The organism is Xanthomonas sp. DAR 34887 (genome assembly GCF_041245805.1).
Lineage (GTDB): Bacteria > Pseudomonadota > Gammaproteobacteria > Xanthomonadales > Xanthomonadaceae > Xanthomonas_A > Xanthomonas_A tesorieronis.
In genome coordinates this window covers 3,985,545-4,002,802 of sequence record NZ_CP162490.1, presented here as the reverse complement: position 1 = coordinate 4,002,802, position 17,258 = coordinate 3,985,545, and the positions used below count along the sequence as shown (strand labels likewise).

The 17,258-nt window shown below is 68.8% G+C and carries 16 protein-coding genes; 10 read left to right on the top strand and 6 right to left on the bottom strand.

The features are described from left to right. Positions 1–136 precede the first annotated feature (136 nt). Positions 137–1,192: a hypothetical protein gene (locus tag AB3X08_RS16955; protein ID WP_369933980.1), complete on the top strand. Its 1,056-nt coding sequence runs from the start codon at positions 137–139 to the stop codon at positions 1,190–1,192. Between the two features lie 152 nt (positions 1,193–1,344). On the opposite strand, the gene AB3X08_RS16950 is transcribed toward AB3X08_RS16955, so the two are convergent. Genes AB3X08_RS16950 through AB3X08_RS16935 form a run of 4 tightly spaced genes read right to left on the bottom strand, consistent with a single transcriptional unit; the run spans position 1,345 to position 6,002 of the window. Beyond that, entirely contained in the window at positions 1,345–2,370 is a 1,026-nt protein-coding gene (locus AB3X08_RS16950; RefSeq protein ID WP_369933978.1) for a zinc-binding alcohol dehydrogenase family protein, read from the bottom strand. A gap of 48 nt (positions 2,371–2,418) precedes the next feature. After that, a complete protein-coding gene (locus AB3X08_RS16945) occupies positions 2,419–3,453 on the bottom strand; it encodes an aldo/keto reductase (RefSeq protein WP_369933977.1) in 1,035 nt (344 codons plus the stop codon). 39 nt (positions 3,454–3,492) lie between these two features. Next, positions 3,493–4,767: an SGNH/GDSL hydrolase family protein gene (locus AB3X08_RS16940; protein ID WP_369933976.1), complete on the bottom strand. Its 1,275-nt coding sequence runs from the start codon at positions 4,765–4,767 to the stop codon at positions 3,493–3,495. Beyond that, on the bottom strand, positions 4,764–6,002 hold the full coding sequence (locus AB3X08_RS16935; protein ID WP_369933975.1) for an MFS transporter: 1,239 nt from the start codon (positions 6,000–6,002) through the stop codon (positions 4,764–4,766). Before AB3X08_RS16935 ends, AB3X08_RS16940 begins: the two co-directional genes overlap by 4 nt. 96 nt (positions 6,003–6,098) lie before the next feature. On the opposite strand from AB3X08_RS16935, the gene AB3X08_RS16930 reads away from it, so the two are divergent. From AB3X08_RS16930 to AB3X08_RS16915, 4 genes are all read left to right on the top strand, one after another. Continuing rightward, entirely contained in the window at positions 6,099–7,010 is a 912-nt protein-coding gene (locus AB3X08_RS16930; RefSeq protein ID WP_369938558.1) for a LysR family transcriptional regulator, read from the top strand. 275 nt (positions 7,011–7,285) lie between these two features. Beyond that, positions 7,286–8,380 (top strand): OmpA family protein, encoded by a 1,095-nt coding sequence (locus AB3X08_RS16925; RefSeq protein ID WP_369933974.1) that lies wholly within the window; start codon positions 7,286–7,288, stop codon positions 8,378–8,380. Between the two features lie 300 nt (positions 8,381–8,680). Beyond that, positions 8,681–9,190, top strand: a complete 510-nt coding sequence (locus AB3X08_RS16920) for a hypothetical protein (protein ID WP_184411690.1) — start codon at positions 8,681–8,683, stop codon at positions 9,188–9,190. 26 nt (positions 9,191–9,216) lie between these two features. After that, the gene (locus AB3X08_RS16915) at positions 9,217–10,071 is read left to right on the top strand and encodes a pseudouridine synthase (protein WP_369938557.1); all 855 of its coding nucleotides are present in this window, start codon (positions 9,217–9,219) and stop codon (positions 10,069–10,071) included. On the opposite strand, the gene AB3X08_RS16910 is transcribed toward AB3X08_RS16915, so the two are convergent. After that, entirely contained in the window at positions 10,022–10,414 is a 393-nt protein-coding gene (locus AB3X08_RS16910; RefSeq protein ID WP_369933973.1) for an HNH endonuclease, read from the bottom strand. The genes AB3X08_RS16915 and AB3X08_RS16910 overlap by 50 nt on opposite strands. A gap of 2 nt (positions 10,415–10,416) precedes the next feature. Next, positions 10,417–11,619: a glycine C-acetyltransferase gene (gene kbl / locus AB3X08_RS16905; protein ID WP_369933972.1), complete on the bottom strand. Its 1,203-nt coding sequence runs from the start codon at positions 11,617–11,619 to the stop codon at positions 10,417–10,419. Positions 11,620–11,818: 199 nt separating this feature from the next. Between kbl and AB3X08_RS16900 the strand changes: the two genes are divergently transcribed. From AB3X08_RS16900 to AB3X08_RS16880, 5 genes are all read left to right on the top strand, one after another. Continuing rightward, complete coding sequence (locus tag AB3X08_RS16900) at positions 11,819–12,841, top strand: sulfate ABC transporter substrate-binding protein (RefSeq protein ID WP_369933970.1); 1,023 nt, start codon at positions 11,819–11,821, stop codon at positions 12,839–12,841. Positions 12,842–12,845: 4 nt separating this feature from the next. Beyond that, positions 12,846–13,706: a sulfate ABC transporter permease subunit CysT gene (gene cysT / locus AB3X08_RS16895; RefSeq protein ID WP_184411687.1), complete on the top strand. Its 861-nt coding sequence runs from the start codon at positions 12,846–12,848 to the stop codon at positions 13,704–13,706. A 1-nt stretch (position 13,707) separates the two neighbouring features. Next, on the top strand, positions 13,708–14,670 hold the full coding sequence (gene cysW, locus AB3X08_RS16890) for a sulfate ABC transporter permease subunit CysW (RefSeq protein ID WP_369933969.1): 963 nt from the start codon (positions 13,708–13,710) through the stop codon (positions 14,668–14,670). A gap of 7 nt (positions 14,671–14,677) precedes the next feature. Further along, positions 14,678–15,724 carry a sulfate/molybdate ABC transporter ATP-binding protein gene (locus AB3X08_RS16885; RefSeq protein WP_369933968.1) on the top strand — a complete coding sequence of 349 codons (1,047 nt, stop codon included), beginning with the start codon at positions 14,678–14,680 and terminating at the stop codon, positions 15,722–15,724. A gap of 725 nt (positions 15,725–16,449) precedes the next feature. Next, entirely contained in the window at positions 16,450–17,157 is a 708-nt protein-coding gene (locus tag AB3X08_RS16880) for a TorF family putative porin (protein ID WP_369933967.1), read from the top strand. Positions 17,158–17,258 lie beyond the last annotated feature (101 nt).

Sequence of the window (17,258 nt, the reverse complement as noted above, 5' to 3'; positions counted from 1 at the left end):
ATCCCAGAAACGGGTTTTGTCCAGCGCCGGCGGCGGGGGAGGCGCGTCGTCCTTCGTCATCGTCGGTGGCCTGGATGCGGCATTCCCGCATCGGCTCCGCGGCCGTCGCCGGCCTGTCCCCTGACTGGAGGTTCCCATGCGCCATCCGATCCGAAACGTGGGCTTCGCGCTGTTCATGGCCGCTGTCGCGGCCGCGCCTGTCCTGGCCGTCGCGCAGTCGTGCAGCACCTCGACCGCCTATTACGGCGAATTGATGCAGACCGCCGACCTGGACGGCAACGGCACCCTGGAAGCGGTATGCAACGGCTACAGCGAAATCAATGTGGTCAGCGGCAATACGGCCACCCGCTATCCGCTGAGCAATACCTACTGGACGCTGGCCGCCGTCACCGATGTGGACGGATCGCCTGGCGCGGAGGTGGTGCTCAAGCAGGGCACCCAGCTCACCATCGTCAAGCATTACGCGCGCACCACCGCGGCCATCTACATCGGCGCCGGCACCTGGGACATCGGCGCCTTCGCCGACGTGGACGCCATCGCCGGCAACGAGATCGCGATCACCACGCCGACCCTGCTGCGCATCGTCTATCCCAGGAACGGCAGCATCACCGATCACTACATCGGCACCGCCTCGCGGGTCGTCGCCGGCGCCGTCGCCGACATGGACGGCTTGCCCGGCAGCGAGATTCCGCTGGAAGCCGGCAGCAACCTGGTGGTCTATGGCCGCAACGCGGGACTGCGCACGACCTGGGTCACCAACGGCACCAACTGGAAGATCTGCGCCGACATCGCCAACTGCGCCAGCGACATGAATGGCGTCGCCGGCGCCGAGCTGCTGCTCGCGCTGCCCAGCGAGGTGAAGATCTATTCGCTGAAATCGGGCGCATTGAACAGCTACTGGATCGGCAGCCAGTACGCGACCCTGGAAAACGGCGTGCGCGACCTCGATGGCGCGGCCGGCAACGAGGTCGCGATGGCGCAGGGCGGCGGCAGCGGCAACCTGCTGATCCTGCGTCCGGCCAGCGGTACCCTGCAGACCATCAACGGTGCCGGCAGCTTCGGCACGTCGTGGACGCTGCTCGGCTACGCCAATCTCGACGGCGTGGCAGGCGACGAGATCCGCATCCGCTCCAACAGCAACAACCGCATCTATCGCGTCTATCCGCGCTCGGGCACCGTGTCGGTCGAATAAGCGCCGGCCCCGGCGCGGCCATGGTCTATGGCCGCGCTCGGGGTGCGTTCGGCGCGCGGCCGCGTGCCGTGCCGTCTGCCTGCGGACGTCGCCGATCGATCCGTCTGCGCGGCCGTTGCATCACGACCGGCGCAGGCATTCCGAAACGCGTTTCAGCCCCAGCCAACCAGCGCCAGCTTGCCGATGGTGCTGCCCGATTCCAGGCGCCGGTGCGCCTCGCGCAGATTGGCCGCGTCGATCGGCGCCAGCGTCTCGGTCAGGGTGGTGCGCAGCGCGCCGGCGTCGATCAGGCTGGCGGCGCGCGCCAGGATGCGGTGCTGCTCGATCATGTCGGCGGTCTTGAAGCGCGCCCGCGCGAACATCATTTCCCAGTGGATGCCGATGCACTTGGCCTTGTACGGATCGCCGATGCGCAAGGCCCCGGCCGGTTCCACGATCAGGCCGACGTGACCCTGCGGCGCGATCAGTTCGCCGAGCGCGTCCCAGTAGCGATCGGTGTCGGCGAGGTTCAGCGCCGCATCCACCTGTTCGATGCCCAGCGCCTGCAGCTGTGGCGCCAACGGCTGGCGATGGTCGATCACGTGGTGCGCGCCCAGTTGCAGGCACCAGTCGCGGGTCTGCTGGCGCGACGCGGTGGCGATGACCTCGAAGCCGGCGTGCCGCGCCAGCTGGATCGCGATCGAGCCGACCCCGCCGGCACCGCCGATCACCAGCAGCCGGCGGCCGCGGTTGCGCTCGTCGTCGAAGTCGAACGGCATGCGCTGGAACAGCAGTTCCCAGGCGGTCAGCGTGGTCAGCGGCAGCGCTGCGGCCTGCGCGAAATCCAGCGTCGCCGGCTTGCGCGCGACGATGCGCGCGTCCACCAACTGGTATTGCGCATTGCTGCCGGAACGGGTGATGTCGCCGGCGTAATAGACCTCGTCGCCGGGCTCGAAGCCCTCGACCTCGTCGCCGACCGCCTCGACCACGCCGGCGGCGTCGTAGCCCAGCACCTTGGGCTGCGCTTCCACCTGCGGCTTGGGCGCGCGCACCTTGGTGTCGACCGGATTGACCGAAACGGCTTCCACCCGCACCAGCAGGTCGAAGCCGGTGGCGGTGGGCGGGGTAGGCAATTCTGTATCCAACAGCGACTGCGGATCGTCGATCGGCAGGTAGCGGGTCAGGGCGACGGCTTTCATCGGTGTCTCCAAGAGGGGGGAAGCGGTTATTGCGCGCGGGGTGGTCGCTCAGACCGGCCGCGGATTGCGTTCGGCGAAGCCGCGCTGATGCCAGTACGGGTACGGCGGCACCACCGCGCTGGCGTCGTCCAGCCGCTGCACCTGCGCGGCATCGAGATTCCAGCCGACCGCGCCCAGGTTCTGCCGCAACTGTTCCTCGTTGCGCGCGCCGATGATGACGCTGCTCACCGTGGGCCGCTGCAGCAGCCAATTCAGCGCGATCTGCGGCACGCTCTTGCCGGTCTCGGCGGCGATCGCCTCGAGCGCGTCGATCACCCGGTACAGGCGCTCGTCCTCGACCGGCGGGCCGGCCTCGGTGACCTTCTTGTCGTGCAGGCGGCTGCTGTCCGGCAGCGGCTGGCCGCGGCGCAGCTTGCCGGTCAGCCGGCCCCAGCCCAGCGGACTCCACACCACCGCGCCGACGCCCTGGTCCAGCCCCAGCGGCATCAGCTCTTCCTCGTAGTCGCGGCCGATCAGCGAGTAGTAGGTCTGATTGGCGACATAGCGCGACCAGCCATGGCGGTCGGCCACCGCCAGCGACTTCATCAGGTGCCAGCCGGAGAAATTGGATACGCCCAGGTAGCGGATCTTGCCGGCGCGGACCAGGTCGTCGAGCGTGGACAGGGTTTCTTCCACCGGCGTTTTCGCATCGAAGCCGTGCAGCTGGAACAGGTCGATGTAGTCGGTGCCCAGGCGCTTGAGCGCGGCATCGACCGCGCGCAGCAGGTGGAAGCGCGAGGAGCCGACGCTGTTCGGATCGTCGCGGTCGAAGCGGAAGGTGGCCTTGGTCGAGATCAGCACCTGGTCGCGGCGGCCCTTGATCGCCGCGCCCAGCACCGATTCGGCGGCGCCGCCGGAATAGATGTCGGCGCTGTCGAACAGGTTGACCCCGGCCTCCAGGCAGATGTCGATCAGGCGCCGCGCCTGGTCCACGTCCGAATTGCCCCAGGAGGCGAAGAAGGAGTCCGCGCCGGCGAAGGTGCCGGTGCCGAAACTGAGTACGGGGACCTTGAAGCCGGAGGCGCCGAGATGACGGTATTCCATGGTGAGGATTCCTCTGTGGGGAAGGGAAGGGAGATGCGATCAGCGGGGCGCAGCCGCGGCGCGATGCGGGTCGGCGTTGTCGCCGAGCACGCGCGCGGCGGCGTCGGCCATGGCGGCGTAGCCGGCATCGCCGGGGTGCAGGTGATCGCCGGAATCGAACGCGGGCAGCATGCGGGTGGGGTGCGCGGGGTCGCGGAGCAGGGCGTCGAAATCGATGATCGCATCGAAACCGTTGCCATCGCGTATCCACGCATTGACCTGCTGGCGCACGCGTTCCTTGTCCGCGCTGTAGTAGCCAGTGATCGGCGTGTCGGGCAACGCGCCTTCGAACGGCGTCAGCGTGGCGCCGATCACGCGCAGACCGCGCGCCTGCGCACGCTGCAGCAATTGCCGGTAACCGGCGATCAGCTCCTGCGCGGAGACCGGCGCATCGTTCGGCGCGAACGGCGTGGCGTACCAGCTGATGTCGTTGATGCCGATCAGCAGCACCACGGTGCGCACCCCGGGTTGCGCCAGCACGTCGCGATCCAGCCGCGCCAGCGCATTGCTGCCCATGCGGTCGCGCAGCACGCGGCCGCCGGAGATGCCGGCATTGAGCACGGCCACGCGCTGCGCTGCCAATCGCGTGGCCAACTGGTCCGGCCAGCGCCGGTCGCTGCCCGGGGTGGACGCGGCGCCGTCGGTGATCGAATCGCCCAGCGCCACCACCGCGCCGGCGGCGTCGGCGCGGCGCACCTGGATGCCGCTGACGAACAGCCGCACCGGCAGCGCCGCGGCATCGTCCAGCGCCGCGTCCGCGGTGCGCTCGCCTGCGGCCAGCCAGGCGCTCTGCAACCCTTCCCAATGGAAGGTGGAGGGCGCGGTCGGCTGCGGCAGGTACAGGCTGACGCTGAGCCGGGCCAGATCCGGCACGCTCAGGGCGACCGGATCGCTGAGCACCGGTGCGCCGGGCGGGATGGTGACCGCGCGCTGTCCGCCGAAGCGCAGCTCGCGATCCGAACCGGGCACGATCGCCGCGCCGTCACCGGCCAGCGCCAGGTGCGCGGCACCGATCTGCAGCGGCTCGCGGCCGTAGGCGTTGGACAGTTCCACCCGCAGCGTCTCCCCGCCCAGGCTGACCCGCGCCACCTGGCGCACGGTCTGCCGCCACAGGTTGAACGGGGTCTGGGTCGGGAACGGGAAGTCGGCGGCCCACAGCGGCTGCGGACTCGCCTGCCAGGTCGCGACCCAGTCGCGCTCGGCGGCGCCGGCCGGCAACGCGAGCGCGCCCAGCAAGCCCGTGGCCAGCGCGGCCTGGCGCAGCGGCCGGCTCATGCCGCACCGCCCGCGGCGCAGGCCGCCGCTGGCGCAGGTTTGGATACGGGCGACAGGCGCAGCGCCAGCAGCGCCACCGCCAGCCCGGCCGCGGTGACCAGCGCCGCCGCCCAGGGCAGTTGTGCCAGGCTGCCGCCGTGGCCGATCACCAGTCCGCCGAGCCAGGCGCCCAGCGCATTGCCCAGGTTGAACGCACCGATGTTCAGGCTTGATGCCAGGTGCCGCCCGGCGTCGCCGGCCTTGCCCAGCACCCACAGCTGCAGCGGCGCCACCGTCGCGAATGCGGCGACCCCGAGCAGGCCGACCCCCAGCGTCATCGCCGGCGCCGAGCGCAACGCGAAGGCCAGCGCCGCCAGCACCAGCGCCAACAGGCCCAAGGTCAGCGGCAAGGCCTGGCGCGGATGGCGATCGGCCAGGCGCCCGCCGAGCACGTTGCCGACGATCATGCCCACCCCGAACACCAGCAGCAGCGGCGACACCGCACTGTCGGCCAGGGCGGTGACCCGGGTCAGGATCGGCTGGATGTAGGTATAGACGGTGAACACGCCGGCATAGCCGAGCACGGTCGTCGCCAGGCCCAGCAGCACCGGCGCGCGGCCGACCGCCCGCAGTTCGGCGCGCAGCGGCGGCGCGGGTGTGGCGTCGTCGCTGGCCGGGACCAGCGCGGCGATCACCACGGTGGCCAGCAGGCCGATCGCGGCCACCGCCCAGAACGTCGCGCGCCAGCCGAACTGCAGGCCCAGCCAGGCGCCGGCCGGCACCCCGAGCAGCGTGGCGACGGTGAGCCCGGTGAACATGGTGGCAATCGCCGAGGCCTTGCGTTGCGGCGCCACCAGGCCGGTGGCGACCACCGCGCCGACGCCGAAGAAGGTGCCGTGCGCCAGCGAGGTGACCACCCGCGCCGCCATCAGCGTGGCGTAGTCCGGCGCCAGCGCGCAGGCCAGGTTGCCGGCGGTGAACACCAGCATCAGCGCCACCAGCACGCGCTTGCGCGGCCAGCGCCGGCTGGCCACGGTCAGCAGCGGCGCGCCGATGAACACGCCCAGCGCATAGCCGGAAATCAGCAGCCCGGCGGCCGGGACGCTGACCTGCAGGTCGGCCGCGACCTGCAGCAGCAAGCCCATGATCACGAACTCGGTGGTGCCGATGCCGAACGCGCCGGCGGTCAGCGCGAACAAGGCGAGCGGGAGCCGCGGCGGCGTGGCGCCCGGCGGATGTGTGGGGAACGAGGCCATGACGGCTCCGGAAGACAGGACGGAGCACAGCCTAGATTCGTACTTTCTAAGCAGAAACAGGCAATATATTGAGTGACTTTCAACAAGATCGATAAAATGGACCGGATCGGCGACATCGCCCTGTTCCTGCGGGTGCTTGACCTGGGATCGATCAGCGCCGCCGCGCGCAGCCTGGACCTGTCGGTGGCGGTCGCCAGCCAGCGGCTGAAGCGGCTCGAACGCGATCTCGGCGTCCGCCTGCTGCACCGGACCACGCGGCGCCTGCATCCCACGCCCGAAGGCCTGCAACTGGCCGAGCAGGGCCGCGCGCTGGTCGAGGACCTGGAATCGCTGGCCGGCGGCCTGCGCGAAGCCGGCCGCAGCGCCGCCGGCACCTTGCGGGTGACCATGTCGGCCTCGTTCGGGCGCCAGTACGTGTCGCCGCTGCTGCCGCAGTTCATGGCCCTGTATCCGCAGCTGCGGCTGAGCGTGCACCTGAGCGACAACGTGGTGGACTTGGTCAGCGAGGGCTTCGACCTGGCGATCCGCATCGGCGCGCTGCGCGATTCCAGCCTGGTGGCGCGCCGCCTGGCCGGCAACCGCCGGGTGCTGTGCGCCGCTCCCGACTATCTGCGCCGTCACGGCGAACCGGCCACGCCGGCGGACCTGGCCGCGCACGCCTGCCTGCTGCTGACCGGCGCCGAAGGCCGCCAGGACACCTGGCACCTCCATGGCGCCGAGGGCGAGGTCGCGGTCAAGGTCGGCGGGCCGCTGGAATCCAACTTCGGCGAAGTGCTGCGCGACGCGGCGCTGAACGGACAGGGCATCTCCCTGCATTCGGTATGGCATGTGGCGCAGGACCTGCGCAGCGGGCGCCTGCGCCAGGTGCTGCCGCAGTACACGATCGCCGAGACCGGCATCTACGCGGTGATGCCGCAGCGCCGGCTGGTGCCGCCGCGGGTGCGCGCCTTCGTCGAGTTCATGCAGATTCAGCTGGCGGACCCGCCACCCTGGGAGCGCCTGGAGTGAGACGGCCGTGCAAAACCGGCACGCTGTCTACAAGCGCGGGCAGCGTCGCAAGCACCGCATTGCATCATTTCATGAAGCTGTATACGGTGTATCCACGACCGCTCAGGGTCTGGTCGTGGGTTTCACATGTTACGTGCCTGTTAACGCGGTCTTCACCATGCCGAGCATAATGTGCGCGGCGATGGCGTGCGGAACGGCCGTCTGGATGTGACGAGACATCTGTACTGAACCATGCCCTATCGGTTTCTATATCCCCGAAACAAGGAGCTGTATTAATGAACAAGAAAATTCTCACCGCCGCATTGCTGGGCGGTCTGGCCGTCGCCCAGGCAGCGTCCGCACAGGAATTCGACGACCGCTGGTACCTGACCGGTTCGGCCGGTTTCAACTTCCAGGACAACGACCGTCTGACCAACGACGCTCCGTTCGTCACCCTGGGTCTGGGCAAGTTCGTCAGCCCGAACTGGTCGATCGACGGTGAACTGAACTATCAGAACCCGAACTTCGACGCCAACCAGGACCTGAACTGGAGCCAGTACGGCATCTCGTTCGACCTGCGTCGCCACTTCATCCAGGAAGGCCGTGGCTGGAACCCGTACCTGCTGTTCGGTCTGGGCTACCAGCGTTCGGAAGAAGAGTTCGACACCGGCGGCGCCGTGTCCCCGGGCCAGCGCAAGGACGGCAACTTTGCCGCCAAGGCCGGCGTCGGTCTGCAGACCACCTTCGACAAGCGCGTTGCCGTGCGTGCCGAAGTGGCCTACCGCGCTGACTTCGACGACCAGAGCGTTGCCGCTCCGTCCGAGAACTGGTTCGGCGACGTGCTGGCTTCGGTCGGCGTCGTGATCCCGCTCGGCCCGCCGCCGGCTGCCCCGGTTGCCGCCCCGGCTCCGACCGCTGCCCCGAGCTGCGCGGACCTGGACGACGACGGTGACGGCGTCAACAACTGCGACGACAAGTGCCCGGCTTCGCAGCCTGGCCAGACCATCGGTCCGGACGGTTGCCCGGTGCCGGTCTCGATCGACCTGAAGGGCGTGAACTTCGACTTCAACAAGTCGACCCTGCGTCCGGACGCGATCGCGATCCTGAGCGAGGCCACCGAGATCCTGAAGCGTTACCCCGACCTGAAGGTCGAGGTCGCCGGTCACACCGACTCGAAGGGTACCGACGCCTACAACCAGAAGCTGTCCGAGCGTCGTGCGACCACCGTGTACGACTACCTGACCAAGAATGGCGTGGACGCTTCGCGTCTGGTCGGTCCGATCGGCTACGGCGAGAGCCGCCCGATTGCGCCGAACACCAACCCGGATGGTTCGGACAACCCGGAAGGCCGTGCGAAGAACCGTCGTACCGAGCTGAACGTCCAGAACTAATCGGACGCTTCATGCTTCAAGCAAAGCCCGGCCTCGCGCCGGGCTTTGTTTTTGTGCGCCAGGGAAACAGCGCGGTTTCTGTAGGAGCGGCTTCAGCCGCGACATCAACCTTATCGGAGAGGACACGTCGCGGCTGAAGCCGCTCCTACAGGAGGGCGCTGGAACCGGAAACGCCCTCCTTCAAGCTGAACTTTTTCAGCCTTCCCAATTATTTAGCGCATGCAGTGCCGGTATCGGTTGAAACTGCGCCTGGCCCTGCCTACACTCGCGGCGTCGTCTCGCCTGAATGGAAAAAAACCGATGCTGCGTATCGTTACGGCCGGCCTGCTTGGTCTCGCCATGATCCCTGCCGCCCATGCCGCACCGGATTGCTCCGGCGATGTGCTGCCCAAGCCGCTGCCGTTGCCGGCCACGGTCGGTGCGCCGATCGCCTCGGAGCTGTACACGCGCAATCTGCAGTTGGGCATGCCCAGCGGCGTGCTGGCGCAGTCCTACAGCAGCGATCAGTCGCTGGACCGGGTGCTGTTGCGGCTGCGCGCCGAGGGTTGCCAGAGCCTGGCCAATGCGATGCCGGCCGGCGGCGCGGTGAAGCCGAACGATCCGGCCGCGTACAAGCCGACCACCGCGTTCGACAACACGCCGTGGCGCTTCGACATGAGCCAGAACGGCAAGCGCATGACCGCCGAAGAGTTCGACGCCTGGATGAAGGCGCGCGGCGTGCGCGTGGTCAAGGCGCGCCCGGCGCCAGCCGCCGTGCCGGCCGCCGCCGCACCGGCGCCCGACGCCGCAGCGCCGGTCGACAAGCAGTAAGCGCTGCGCGCGGTCGCCGACCGCGCCTGCGTACGAGGCGCGTGGTGAAGCCTCCTTCGCGTTCCCGCCGCCCCGCCTCGCGCACTTCGGTGCCGGCGGCCGGCGGCCCGCGCTCGCCGCGCGCGGCTGCAGCCGGCGAGGCCCGCCACGGCCTGGCGCGCACGCTGTCCAAGCTCGGCCTGTGCTCGCGTACCGAAGCCGCGCGCTGGGTCGCCGCCGGCCGCGTCGCGGTCGATGGCCGCACCGTCACCGATCCCGAATTCCCGATCCTGCGCGGCCGCCACCGCCTGGCGCTCGATGGCGTGCCGCTGGCGGCCACGCAGCGCCTGTACCTGATGCTCAACAAGCCGCGCGGCCTGGTCACCACCGCGCAGGACGAGCGCGGCCGCGACACCGTCTACCGCTGTTTCGACGGCGCCGGTTTGCCCTGGCTGGCGCCGGTCGGGCGCCTGGACAAGGCCAGCGAGGGCTTGCTGCTGTTCTGCAACGACCCGCAGTGGGCGGCGCGGGTCGCCGATCCGGCCAGCGGCCCGGACAAGACCTATCACGTGCAGGTCGATGCGCTGCCCGATGCGGCCCTGCTGGCGCGCATGTGCGCCGGCGTCGTCGCCGATGGCGAGTCGCTGCGCGCCAAGCAGGTACGGCTGTTGCGCCAGGGCGACAAGCACGCCTGGCTGGAAGTGATGCTGGACGAGGGCCGCAATCGGCAGATCCGGCGCCTGCTGGCCGAACTCGATCTGGGCGTGCTGCGCCTGGTGCGGGTGGCGATCGGCGGGCTGGCGCTGGGCGAACTGGGCAAGGGCGCTTGGCGCGAACTCAGTGCCGCCGAAGTCAGTGCGTTGGCGCCGGCGGCGGCCGCCAGCGCGCCAGCCGCGCGCTGAGCAGGGCGGCGACCACGGCGTAGGCGCGCGCATCCTGCGGGCCGCGCGCATCGTGATCGCGGCCCTTGCCGTGGTTGCAGCCGGCGCAGGCCAGCGCGAGATTGCGTGCAGCATTCGGATCGTCGCCGACCAGGTTGCATAGCGGCGCTGCCGCGCGGCGGCCGAACCAGGCCTGCGGCACCACGTGTTCCAGCGTGCAGTGCCCGAGCGGTTCGCCGTCGGCACGCAGCCGCAGGCGCCGGCGGCAATGCAGGCAGCGCGTCTCCCAGCCGTCCTGCAGCGGTTGCGCCTGTGCATCGGTCTGCGCCGCCAGCAACAGCCGTTGGCGCAGCGCCGTGCGCATGCTCAGGCGGGGATGACGTTCAACTCGCGGCCGATGCGCACGAAGGCGTCGATCGCCCGATCCAGCTGCTCGCGGGTATGCGCGGCGCTGATCTGGGTGCGGATCCGCGCTTGCCCCTTGGGCACCACCGGGAAGAAGAAGCCGATCGCGTAGATGCCTTCCTCCAGCAGCCGTTCGGCGAAGCGCTGCGCCAGCGGAGCGTCGTACAGCATCACCGGGCAGATCGGGTGGGTGCCGGGCTTGATGTCGAAGCCGGCCGCGGCCATGCGCTCGCGGAAGTGGCGGGTGTTCTCGACCAGTTGCGCGCGCAGGTCGGCGGCCGCGTCCAGCATCGCGAAGGCCTTGATCCCGGCGGCGACCACGTGCGGCGGCAGCGAGTTGGAGAACAGATAGGGACGCGAGCGCTGGCGCAGCAGTTCGATCACCTCGCGCCGGCCGGTGGTGAAGCCGCCCAGCGCGCCGCCCATGGCCTTGCCCAGGGTGCCGGTGAAGATGTCGATCCGGTCCATCACGCCCTTGACCTCGGCCGAGCCGCGGCCGGTCGCGCCGAGGAAGCCGGTGGCGTGGCACTCGTCGATATGCACCAGCGCGCCGTACTTCTTCGCCAGCGCGGTGATCTCGTCCAGCGGGGCGATGAAGCCGTCCATCGAGAACACGCCGTCGCTGGTGATCAGCTTGGTCCTGCAGCCGGCCGCATTGGCCGCCTGCAACTGCGCTTCCAGATCGGCCATGTCGCAGTTGGCGTAGCGGAAGCGCTTGGCCTTGCACAGGCGCACGCCGTCGATGATCGAGGCGTGGTTGAGCGCATCGGAAATGATCGCATCGGCTTCGCCGAGCAGCGGCTCGAACAGCCCGCCGTTGGCGTCGAAGCAGGCGGCGTAGAGGATGGTGTCCTCGGTGCCGAAGAACGCGGCGATGCGCGCTTCCAGTTGCTTGTGCAGGTCCTGGGTGCCGCAGATGAAGCGCACCGAGGCCATGCCGAAGCCGTGGGTGTCCAGCGCGTCCTTGGCCGCGGCGATCAGCGCCGGGTGGTCGGCCAGACCCAGGTAGTTGTTGGCGCAGAAATTCAGCACGCGGCGGCCGTCGGCCAGCACGATCTCCGCCGACTGCGGGCCGACGATGATGCGTTCGGACTTGAACAGGCCCTGCGCACGGATCGCGTCCAGTTCGTCGGCGTAGTGCTGGGTGAGGCTGGAATCGGTCATGACGGGCACGCGCAGGCAGGAGAAGCGGAGATTTTAACGCGGCGTGTGCGAAGGTCGGTGGGCGTCATGCAAAAATGGCATAAGCATCGGCGGCGAAGTCATTTCACCGCACGGATGCGGCTGCGCAGCATGGCGCACTGGCCGTGGTTGCATGGCCGGACCGCCCGTGCCCCCCCGACCCCTTTCCGGAGATCCGCCCATGCCCAGCCTCCTGCCGCGCCGATTCAGCCCGCTGCTCGCGCTCGCGCTGTGCGCGTTCGCCGGCAGCGCCGTCGCGCGCGACGTGCAGCTGCTCAATGTGTCCTACGATCCCACGCGCGAGCTGTACCGCGACTACAACGCCGCCTTCGCCAAGCACTGGGAGCAGACCCACAGCGGCGACAAGGTCACCGTGGAGACCTCGCATGGCGGTTCCGGCAAGCAGGCGCGCTCGGTCATCGACGGGGTCGAGGCCGACGTGGTGACGCTGGCGCTGGCCTACGACGTGGACGCGATCGCCGACAAGGGCAAGCTGATCGATCCGGGCTGGTCCAAGCGCCTGCCCGACAACAGCGCGCCGTACACCTCCACCATCGTGTTCCTGGTGCGCAAGGGCAACCCGAAGAAGATCAAGGACTGGCCGGACCTGCTGCGCACCGGCGTGTCGGTGATCACGCCGAACCCGAAGACCTCCGGCGGCGCGCGCTGGAACTACCTGGCCGCCTGGGCCTACGCCGACCACATCTTCAAGGGCGACCGCGAGCGCATCCTCGGCTACATGCGCGCGCTGTTCCGCAACGTGCCGGTGCTGGACACCGGCGCGCGCGGCGCCACCACCACCTTCGTCCAGCGCGGCATCGGCGACGTGCTGCTGGCCTGGGAGAACGAGGCGTTCCTGGCGCAGGAGGAACTGGGCAAGGACAAGTTCGAGATCGTGGTGCCGAAGCTGTCGATCCTGGCCGAGCCGTCGGTGGCGGTGGTCGACAAGAACGTGGACAAGCACGGCACCCGCGACGTCGCCGAGGACTACCTGAAGTATCTGTATTCGCCGGAAGGGCAGAAGATCGCGGCCAAGCACTACTACCGCCCGCGCCATCCCGAGTACGCCGATCGCGCCGACATCGCGCGCCTGCCGAAGGTGCAGCTGGTGACCATCGACCAGGCGTTCGGCTCCTGGGCCAAGGCCCAGGCCGAGCACTTCAACGATGGCGGCCTGTTCGACCAGATCCAGGCGAGCAAGTGACGCGATGGGAGTGAACGCCGTCGCCGCCACGCGCGCTCCGTCGCGGCGCAGGGTGATTCCCGGGCTCGGCCTGAGCCTGGGCATCACCCTGACCTGGCTGGGGCTGGTGGTGCTGATCCCGCTGCTGGGCGTGGTGCTCAAGACCAGCGGCCTGGGCTGGCACGGCGTGTGGCAGGTGTGGAGCGAACCGCGGGTGCTGTCGGCGCTGCGGGTCAGCTTCGGCACCGCCTTCGTTGCTGCCGCGTTCAATGCGGTGATGGGGACCTGGGTGGCCTGGGTGTTCGTGCGTTACCGCTTTCCCGGCAAGCGCCTGTTCGACGCGATGATCGACCTGCCGTTCGCGCTGCCGACCGCGGTGGCCGGCATCGCGCTGACCGCGCTGTACGGCGGCAACGGCTGGGTCGGCCGCTGGCTGGAACCGTTGGGGCTGAAGATCGCCTATACCCAGCTCGGCATCGTGGTGGCGCTGGTGTTCGTCGGGTTGCCGTTCGTGGTGCGGATCGTGCAGCCGGTGCTGGCCGAGGCCGAGCGCGAAGTGGAAGAGGCGGCGGCCACGCTCGGCGCCGGCCGTTGGCAGACCATCCGCCGCGTGGTGCTGCCGGCGTTGTGGCCGGCAGTGCTGACCGGCTTCGCGCTGGCGTTCGCGCGCGGCATCGGCGAGTACGGTTCGGTGATCTTCATCGCCGGCAACCTGCCCAATGCGACCGAGATCGCGCCGCTGCTGATCACCATCCGACTGGAGGAATTCGACTACGCCGGCGCCACCGCGATCGCCGCGGCGATGCTGCTGCTGTCGTTGCTGATGCTGCTGGTGGTCAATGGCGTGCAGGCGCGCTTGGCGCGGCGCGGTCTGGCGGCGCATTGAGATGAACGATACCGTGTCCACCTTGAGCATCCCGTTTTCGGAGAATGCGTTGAGCGCATCGCCGCCCGCCGTCCGCCGCCGCGCCGCGTCGGTCACCACCGAGCCGTGGTGGGTGCAGGTGTTGCTGATCCTCGGTGCGCTGGGCTTCCTGCTGTCGTTCCTGTTCCTGCCGCTGCTGCTGGTGTTCGCCGAGGCATTGCGCGGCGGTGTCGGCGTGTTCTGGCGGGCGATCTCCGATCCCGACGCGCTCGCGGCGATCCGCCTGACCCTGCTGGTGACCGCGATCGTGGTGCCGCTGAACCTGGTGTTCGGCGTGGCCGCGGCGTGGGCGGTGAGCAAGCATCGCTTCCCGGGCAAGCGCCTGCTGGTGAGCCTGATCGACCTGCCGTTCTCGGTGTCGCCGGTGGTCGCCGGCCTGGTCTTCATCCTGATCTTCGGACGCAACGGCTGGGCCTGGCCGCTGATCGACGAGGGCTGGCATCTGCACTTGCCGGTGTTCGGCGAGGTGCTGCTGCAACTGCCGCGGATCGTGTTCGCGCTGCCCGGCATCGTGCTGGCGACGACCTTCGTCACCTTCCCATTCATCGCCCGCGAGCTGATGCCGCTGATGGAGCAGCAGGGCAGCGACGAGGAACTGGCGGCGTTGAGCCTGGGCGCCAACGGGTGGCAGATGTTCTGGCGGGTGACCCTGCCCAACATCCGCTGGGGCCTGCTGTACGGCGTGCTGCTGTGCAGTGCGCGGGCGATGGGCGAGTTCGGCGCGGTGTCGGTGGTGTCCGGACATATCCGAGGGCGCACCAATACGCTGCCGCTGCACGTGGAGATTCTCTACAACGAATACGCCTACAGCGCCGCGTTCGCCTGCGCCAGCCTGCTGGCGCTGACCGCGCTGCTGACCCTGGCGCTGAAGTCCTATCTGGAATGGCGCCACGGCGAATCGCTGGCTGCCAATCACCGACACTGAGGTTGCGATGACCATCCGCGTACAGCACCTGGGCAAGCGTTTCGACGATTTCGTCGCGCTCGACGACGTCAGCCTGGACATCCGCCAGGGCGAACTGCTGGCGCTGCTGGGGCCGTCCGGCTCGGGCAAGACCACGCTGCTGCGGGTGATCGCCGGGCTGGAACATGCGGATGCGGGACGTGTGCTGATCGACGGCGCCGACGCGACCGGGCTGCCGGTGCAGTCGCGCCGGGTCGGCTTCGTGTTCCAGCACTATGCGTTGTTCCGGCACATGACCGTGCGCGACAACATCGCCTTCGGCCTGCGCGTGCGCCGCGGCGCCGAGCGCCTGGCCGAGCCGGCGATCCGCGCGCGGGTGACCGAGTTGCTGGCGCTGGTGCAGCTCGACGGACTGGAGTCGCGCTACCCGACGCAGCTGTCCGGCGGCCAGCGCCAGCGCGTGGCGCTGGCGCGCGCGCTGGCGATCGAGCCGCGCGTGCTGCTGCTGGACGAACCGTTCGGCGCGCTCGACGCGCAGGTGCGGCGCGACCTGCGGCGCTGGCTGCGCGAGCTGCACGACCGCACCGGGCTGACCACGGTGTTCGTCACCCACGACCAGGAAGAAGCGCTGGAGCTGGCCGACCGCGTGGCGATCCTCAATCGCGGGCGTATCGAGCAATTGGGCAGCCCGGCCGACGTCTATGACCGGCCGGTGTCGCCGTTCGTGTACGGCTTCGTCGGCGCGGTGAACCGGTTGCCGGCGCAGTTGCGCGATGGCCAGCTGCAGGTCGCCGGCCTGGCGCTGCCGGCGCCGGACACGCCGCTGTCCAGCGGCCCGGTCGATCTGTACGTGCGCCCGGAGGACCTGGCGCCCAGCGATAGCGGTTGGGCGGCGACGGTGCTGTCGGCGCAACGCAGCGGTTCGCGCCTGCGCCTGCGCGCGCAGCTGGCGCATGGCCAGGACGAAGTGGAAGTCGAGGTGCCGGCGGGCGAGGGCACGATGGGCTATGCGCCAGGCCAGGCGCTGCAGCTGAGCGCACGCCGCTTCGGCGTGTTCGCGCAGAAGCCCGGGTAGCGGTTCGGATCCGGATACGGATCCGAGCCGCTGCGGCCTGGGATAGGGAGCGACTTCAGTCTGGATAGGAGCGATTTCAGGTCGCGACCGGCCTAATGGGTAAAGCCGTCGCGACTGAAGGGCACCTCTAATAACTCCTCCAAAAGCATGTCGATGCACTTGCGAGACGGCGACATGTCCAGCCCGCAGGTTCCAGCATCGAGATGTTCGAGATGCCATGGAGTGGCAAAGGCGCATTGGCGGTAGACGGTGGCGTTGCGGCCGCGTTTTTCATGGACGTCTTGGCATCACGGCCACTTTGTCTTCCTGTCGCGGCTGAAGCCGCTCCTACACATGCGCGCCGTGCTCTTGTGGGAGCGGCTTCAGCCGCGACAGAAAAAGGAACACGCCATCGCCACGCAGCGTGCAGCCTTCCGGAAGGGGAGTTATTAGAGGTGACCTTCAGTCGTGACCCGCCCTTCTCGGTAACGCCTGTCGCGACTGAAGTCGCTCCCACAGGTTTACCGGTAGCAGATGCAAAGCACGCCAGGCCCTGGACGCTGGGCTGGCCGTGGACGCATCGCGTAGACAAGTTCTGACCCGACGCGTACCGCCGCAAGGCCTGCGATGACTTGGTTTGTCTTGAAAGTGTTGCACTGCAAGAAAAAACGGGTTAAAGAAGTGTGAAGCCAGCATTGCAGCGCGCGCTGGAACCACCCCCTCGTCAACCTGTAGGAGAATTACCGGTGAACAAGATCAAGCTTGGTGTCGCCCTGGCCGTGGCGCTGGCCGCCTCCCCGCTGAGTGCGTTGGCCCAGGACGAGGCCGCTGCCTCGCCGATTACCGGCTCCTATGGCGTGGTCAGCGACTACGTGTTCCGCGGCGTCTCGCAGACCAACGAAGGCCCCGCGTTCCAGGCCGGCCTCACCTACACCTCGCCGTTCGGCCTGTACGTCGGCACCTGGGGCTCCAACGTCGATTTCGGCGCCGGCGACCCGGATTGGGAAGTGGACGGCTTCATCGGCTACAACGTCGACTTCTCCGAGAACTGGAACTTCGACGTGATGGTCAACCGCTACGGCTATCCCGGCGCGGGCGGTTCGAACTACAACGAACTGATCACCAAGACCAAGTTCCTCAAGACCTACGCGCTGACCGTCGCCTACACCGACGACGTCTACGGCCTGGACGAGGACAGCTTCTACTACGCGCTGGACGGGAACTGGACCCTGCCGAACGACTTCAGCATCGGCGCGCACGTCGGTCGCACCACCTATGCCAGCGCGCTGGCGCAGTACCAGGACTACACCGACTACAGCGTCAGCGTCGGCAAGATGGTCGGTCCGCTGGCGCTGAACGTGGGCTACTACGACACCGACGACAAGGGCAACCAGAACTTCACCAAGAAGCTGGCCGACCACCGCTTCGCGGTCTCGGCGACGATCGCGTTCTGATCCGCGCCACACCATCGCGAACGAAGAAGGGCGCCTTGCGGCGCCCTTCTTCTTTGTACGTCGCCGGCCGATCACGCAGGTCTCGGCACGCAGCGCGCGGC

Excerpts from the sequence above, each read along its gene's own strand:
- AB3X08_RS16940 (WP_369933976.1), bottom strand. The coding sequence starts at position 4,767 with ATGAGCCGGCCGCTGCGCCAGGCCGCGCTGGCCACGGGCTTGCTGGGC.
- AB3X08_RS16930 (WP_369938558.1), top strand. The coding sequence starts at position 6,099 with ATGGACCGGATCGGCGACATCGCCCTGTTCCTGCGGGTGCTTGACCTG.
- AB3X08_RS16885 (WP_369933968.1), top strand. The coding sequence starts at position 14,678 with ATGACCATCCGCGTACAGCACCTGGGCAAGCGTTTCGACGATTTCGTC.
- cysT (WP_184411687.1), top strand. The coding sequence starts at position 12,846 with ATGGGAGTGAACGCCGTCGCCGCCACGCGCGCTCCGTCGCGGCGCAGG.
- cysW (WP_369933969.1), top strand. The coding sequence starts at position 13,708 with ATGAACGATACCGTGTCCACCTTGAGCATCCCGTTTTCGGAGAATGCG.
- kbl (WP_369933972.1), bottom strand. The coding sequence starts at position 11,619 with ATGACCGATTCCAGCCTCACCCAGCACTACGCCGACGAACTGGACGCG.
- AB3X08_RS16935 (WP_369933975.1), bottom strand. The coding sequence starts at position 6,002 with ATGGCCTCGTTCCCCACACATCCGCCGGGCGCCACGCCGCCGCGGCTC.
- AB3X08_RS16910 (WP_369933973.1), bottom strand. The coding sequence starts at position 10,414 with ATGCGCACGGCGCTGCGCCAACGGCTGTTGCTGGCGGCGCAGACCGAT.
- AB3X08_RS16945 (WP_369933977.1), bottom strand. The coding sequence starts at position 3,453 with ATGGAATACCGTCATCTCGGCGCCTCCGGCTTCAAGGTCCCCGTACTC.
- AB3X08_RS16950 (WP_369933978.1), bottom strand. The coding sequence starts at position 2,370 with ATGAAAGCCGTCGCCCTGACCCGCTACCTGCCGATCGACGATCCGCAG.
- AB3X08_RS16925 (WP_369933974.1), top strand. The coding sequence starts at position 7,286 with ATGAACAAGAAAATTCTCACCGCCGCATTGCTGGGCGGTCTGGCCGTC.
- AB3X08_RS16920 (WP_184411690.1), top strand. The coding sequence starts at position 8,681 with ATGCTGCGTATCGTTACGGCCGGCCTGCTTGGTCTCGCCATGATCCCT.
- AB3X08_RS16955 (WP_369933980.1), top strand. The coding sequence starts at position 137 with ATGCGCCATCCGATCCGAAACGTGGGCTTCGCGCTGTTCATGGCCGCT.
- AB3X08_RS16900 (WP_369933970.1), top strand. The coding sequence starts at position 11,819 with ATGCCCAGCCTCCTGCCGCGCCGATTCAGCCCGCTGCTCGCGCTCGCG.